The sequence below is a fragment of the Parafrankia sp. EUN1f genome (assembly GCF_000177675.1).
GTDB lineage: Bacteria > Actinomycetota > Actinomycetes > Frankiales > Frankiaceae > Parafrankia.
Genome location: NZ_ADGX01000296.1, coordinates 1 through 4291, shown reverse-complemented (window position 1 = coordinate 4291; position 4291 = coordinate 1). Strand labels below are relative to the sequence as shown.

Genomic DNA, 4291 nt, shown 5'->3' with positions numbered 1-4291 from the left:
CCGCGCTGGCCGGCGCCTACCACCAGCGGTGGGAACACGAGACCGCGAACCGGCAGGTCAAGACCTACCTGCGCGGCCCGGGGAAGGTCCTGCGGTCGCAGTCACCCGAGGGGGTCTACCAGGAGATCTGGGGCTACCTGCTCACCCACCACGCGATCGCCGCGCTGATCTGCGCGGCCGCGACCGCCGCCGGGATCGACCCCGACCGGGTCCGGTTCACCCGGACCGTGAGAGTTCTGCGCCGGCAGGTCGCTGACCCGCCGGCCTTTTCCCCCTGACCAGCAGGAACACGCCCTCACCCTGATCACCACGGACATCACCCGACCCGCGAAACTCACCCGGCACCGCGAACGCACCTACCCCCGCGCCGTGCGACGCGCCGGACCACACCGCTACCCCGTGAAGAAACCCCGCCAGCGCGGTAGGCGTCACTCCGCCCCGCCCACGATCAGGCTCGCCAACCCTGTAGAACCCCAGGCAGCAGCTTGATCAAAATAGGCTAAGTGGCATTACGTCTTGCTCGGCAGCGGCAGCGGCAGCGGCAGCGGCAGCGGCAGCGGCAGCGGCAGCGGCAGCGGCAGCGGCAGCGGCTGATTGAAGCCGGCGACTGGCTCCAACCGGGGCCCGGGTCCATCCCGGTCGGCCGGGATGGACCGGCGAACCGTCAGCCAGCGTGGCAGCAGACCTCGAGCTCCATGCCGTCCGGGTCGCGGAAGAACAGTGACCACTCGTCGCCGAGGCGCTGGATCTCCCCGATGTCGGCGCCCAGCTCGCGCAGCCGGTCACGGGTCGCCTCCAGGGTGGCCAGGGAGTCCACCGCCAGGCCGAAATGGTCGATGGGCCCCCGCCCGCCGATGCGGCGCCGCTCTCCGATTATCTCCTCGGCCGGCACCTCGAAGACGTTGAGTGCGGCACCCCCGCCGAGGTCGAGAATCGCCATCCGCGGATGGCCTTCTCGCGCCGCCATCTCGAAGGTCACCACAGCTTCGAAAGCGTCGGAATAGAACTTCACAATATTGTCCAGATCGGCCGTAAGCGTGGCGACGTGGTTGAATCCCGCCGTGGTTGGCACTGCGTCCTCGATTCACTCGGAACACCGGCTTCACCACAGTCTGACATCGACCCGTCAGGTCTTGGTGCGGGCCACCAAATCGGCCAGCGCCGACCGGTCGATCTTGTGAAGCGGGGTGAGGGGCAGCGCGTCGACGAGGACCAGATCCTCGGGCAGCTTGTAGGTGGCCAGCTGGCCACGCAGGTGGGCGGTGAGATCGGCGAGCGTCGGCGGCCGGTCCGGGTCGCGCGCCACGACCACCGCGACTCCGCGCTCACCGAGAATCTCGTCGGCCCGCGGCTGCACCGCGCATTCGGCGACCAGTGGATGGGTGCTCAGCAGCGCCTCCACCTCGGCCGGGATCACGTTGTAGCCGCCGCGGATGTACATCTCCTTCTTCCGGCCGCGCAGCCGGACCAGGCCCCGCTCGTCGACGAGGGCCAGATCCCCGCTGCAGACCCAGCCGTCGACCAGCGCCTCGGCGGTGGCCTGCGGGTTACGCCAGTAGCCGGCCATCGCGCTCGGGGTGTGCAGCCAGAGCTCGCCGACCTCCCCCGTCGGCATCGGCCGGCCGTCGTCGTCGCGGATCTGGGCCCTGATCCCCGGCCGTGGGCGGCCGACCGAGTGCATCGCCTCGTCGTCGTCGGCGTCCGGGGCGGTGCCCAGGCCGCAGCCACCGGTCTCGGTGGACGAGTACCGCACACAGCAGGGCGCCCCGAACCGGCGCCGGGCCTCGGCGACGAGCGCCGGCGGCGAGGCAGCGGCCCCCGCGACCAGCATCTGGACCGCCGACAGGTCGAAACCGTCGAAGTCCGGATGGCGCAGCATGAGCGCCAGCTGCGGCGCGACGGCGTTGACCACCGGCACCCGCTGCGCCGCCAGCAGGGCCAGGGTCCGCCCGGCATCCCAGCGGTCCTGGAGATGGATGCGCAGGCCCCGGCGCATATACCAGGGCAGCTTCGTCATGAAGCCGACGTGGGCGAACTGAGTGGAGTTGAGCATCGGCTCGCCGGGCGTCCCCGCCCACTCCCGGCCCGTGTCGATCAGGGCCACCGCGTCGAGCTGGGCTTCGGTGAACACCGCGGCCTTGGGTGCCCCGGTGGTGCCGGATGTGAACACGATCGCGACGGGGCGGGCCGGGTCAGCCGGTGGCGTGGCCGGAACCTGCGCACGCGCGCCGCTCCCGCGCGCCCATCGCAGCAGTTCGTCCACCTCACCGGGCTCGCTCAGCACGAGCTTCGGATCGACGGATTCGGTCAGCCGCTCCTGCTCGGGCGGCGCGAGGGCCGGGTTGACCCCGGCGGTGACGGCACCCAGCTTCGCCGCGGCCAGATAGGCGAGCACGTACTGGCCGCGCGACGGCAGCCGCAGCACGATCCGGTCACCGGGGCCGAGCCCGCGGGCGGCGAGGCCGGCGGCGACGCTGTCGGAGTGCTGGTCCAGCTCGGCGAAGCTGAGCCGGGCTCCGTCCGGCTCGACGAGGGCGGTGGCCACACCGAACCGCCGGCCGGCCTCCCGGACGGTGTCGGGCAGCCGCACCGGTGATGACGACGGCGCGGGCAGCGCAGGCACTGCATCCGGCACGGGCTGCCCGGCCGGCACGGGCTGCCCGGACGGCACCGCGCCGTCCGCCGCGGCCGGAGCGGGGGGACCGTTCACGGGTGACGCGGGATGTCCGTCCACGGGTGAATCGTCTCCTCACAGATGTCGCCGACGCCATCAACCGCGGTGTCCCGCTGATGGCACTCGCCAACTCGCCAGGTGCTCGTGCGGTGACCATGCGAGTGAGAGCCGCGCCGGGTCGATGACATCCGACATCCGGCCGGTCCGCCGTCGGTCATGCTGGTTCGTCGTCCGGTCGTCCGGTCGTTCAGTCGTTCGGTCGTCCGGCGGTCGTTCAGTCGTCCGGTCGTTCAGTCGTCCGGTCGTTCAGTCGTCCGGTCGTTCAGTCGTCCGGCGAGCGAGGAGGCCCGGCCGATGCCGATGGACGCACATCTGATCATCGGGCTCGGCTGCCTCGTCGCGGTGGCGGCCGGATGCCTGCTGTGGGCCCGGGTCGACCGGGCTCCGGCGGTGGCGACCGCGGTCGTGCGGGCCGTCATCCAGCTCACGCTCGTCAGCCTCGCGCTACGTGGCGTGTTCGCGGCCCCACCGGCCGCCGTGGCGGCGCTGGCCGTGATGCTGACCGCCGCCGTGATCACCGCCGCGCGGAGGCTGACGGCCTTCCACCGACCGCTGCCGGCCGTGGCCGGCTCGTGCGTGGCCGGCGCCGCCGTGACCCTGGGCATCGTGTTCGCCGTGCCGGTTCTCGACCCGTCGACCCGGCACCTGATCGCGCTGTCCGGCAGCGTCTTCGGCGGCACCATGACGGCCTGCACCCTGGTCGGCCGCAGACTGGCCGACGGGCTCATCCGCCGCCGTGACGAGGTCGAGGGATGGCTCGCACTCGGTGCCACTCCCCGGCAGGCCTGCGCGCCGATCGCCCGTCAGGCCGTCGGCGAGGCGCTGGTGCCCGCCCTCGACCAGACCCGCACCACCGGGCTGGTGACTCTGCCCGGCGCATTCGTCGGAGCGCTGCTGGGCGGCGCGAGCCCAGGCGACGCGGCCCGCTTCCAGATCGTCATCCTGACCGGCCTGCTCACCGCCGAGACGGTCGCCGCCGTAGCCCTCGCCCACCTGCTCGGCGCCCCCCGGGTACTCCCCTCCGCCGGCGAGCACCGACCGGCCCACCGCGGCGCCCCCTAGCGCCGCCCCAACCGATCAGCGGGCCAACGACGCGTTCCTCGTGCTCGTCGTACAGGTCCTGCTCGTCGTTGCGCCGGACCCGATGTGGCCCTGCGGACAGCTCGGCAAGCGTGCAACGGCGGGATGACCAGCACCAGGGTGATGTCGGTTCCAGCCGCAGGTCCGGGCCGGGCAGCAGCGTGTGGACGGCGCTGGCGCCGACCAGAAGCACCGGGGCCCACCCGGCCAGAACTCAGCAGAGCCGGCGGGGCGTGAGATCGTCGTCGAGGGGAAGCGGGCCGGTGACCGTGGCGGTCACCTCGATCGACCGGAGGGCGATGATCCCTCGCAGGACGTTGAGGAAGGCCGTGTCGGTCGCGTCGCGACCGGTCGCGATGCGGACCATGCCCTGGCGCGGGGCTCGGCGGGTGGCGTCGTAAGTCCACCACGCGCCGTCAGACCATGCCTCGAAGACAGCGTGGAAGTCCATCGGAGTCAGGCCGGGGGCATACACGG

3 protein-coding genes and 3 pseudogenes are annotated in these 4291 nt (G+C 72.3%); 2 read left to right on the top strand and 4 right to left on the bottom strand.

Translation table 11 applies throughout. The features are described 5' to 3' along the window. Nucleotides 1-278: pseudogene (locus FREUN1FDRAFT_RS38115) on the top strand (transposase); the annotation flags it as partial. 386 nt (nucleotides 279-664) lie between these two features. Here the strand turns inward: FREUN1FDRAFT_RS38115 and FREUN1FDRAFT_RS38110 are convergent. Then, nucleotides 665-1072 carry a VOC family protein gene (locus tag FREUN1FDRAFT_RS38110; RefSeq protein ID WP_006545779.1) on the bottom strand — a complete coding sequence of 136 codons (408 nt, stop codon included), beginning with the start codon at nucleotides 1070-1072 and terminating at the stop codon, nucleotides 665-667. 54 nt (nucleotides 1073-1126) lie between these two features. After that, nucleotides 1127-2734, bottom strand: a complete 1608-nt coding sequence (locus FREUN1FDRAFT_RS38105; RefSeq protein ID WP_006545778.1) for a class I adenylate-forming enzyme family protein — start codon at nucleotides 2732-2734, stop codon at nucleotides 1127-1129. Nucleotides 2735-3028: 294 nt separating this feature from the next. On the opposite strand from FREUN1FDRAFT_RS38105, the gene FREUN1FDRAFT_RS38100 reads away from it, so the two are divergent. Further along, nucleotides 3029-3796 (top strand): ABC transporter permease, encoded by a 768-nt coding sequence (locus FREUN1FDRAFT_RS38100; RefSeq protein ID WP_006545777.1) that lies wholly within the window; start codon nucleotides 3029-3031, stop codon nucleotides 3794-3796. Nucleotides 3797-3827: 31 nt separating this feature from the next. Here FREUN1FDRAFT_RS38100 and FREUN1FDRAFT_RS48435 read toward each other — a convergent pair. Together FREUN1FDRAFT_RS48435 and FREUN1FDRAFT_RS38095 are read right to left on the bottom strand one after the other, a co-directional pair. Next, nucleotides 3828-3908 (bottom strand): annotated as a pseudogene (locus FREUN1FDRAFT_RS48435) (VapC toxin family PIN domain ribonuclease); the annotation flags it as partial. Between the two features lie 120 nt (nucleotides 3909-4028). Then, nucleotides 4029-4291: pseudogene (locus tag FREUN1FDRAFT_RS38095) on the bottom strand (transglutaminase family protein); the annotation flags it as partial.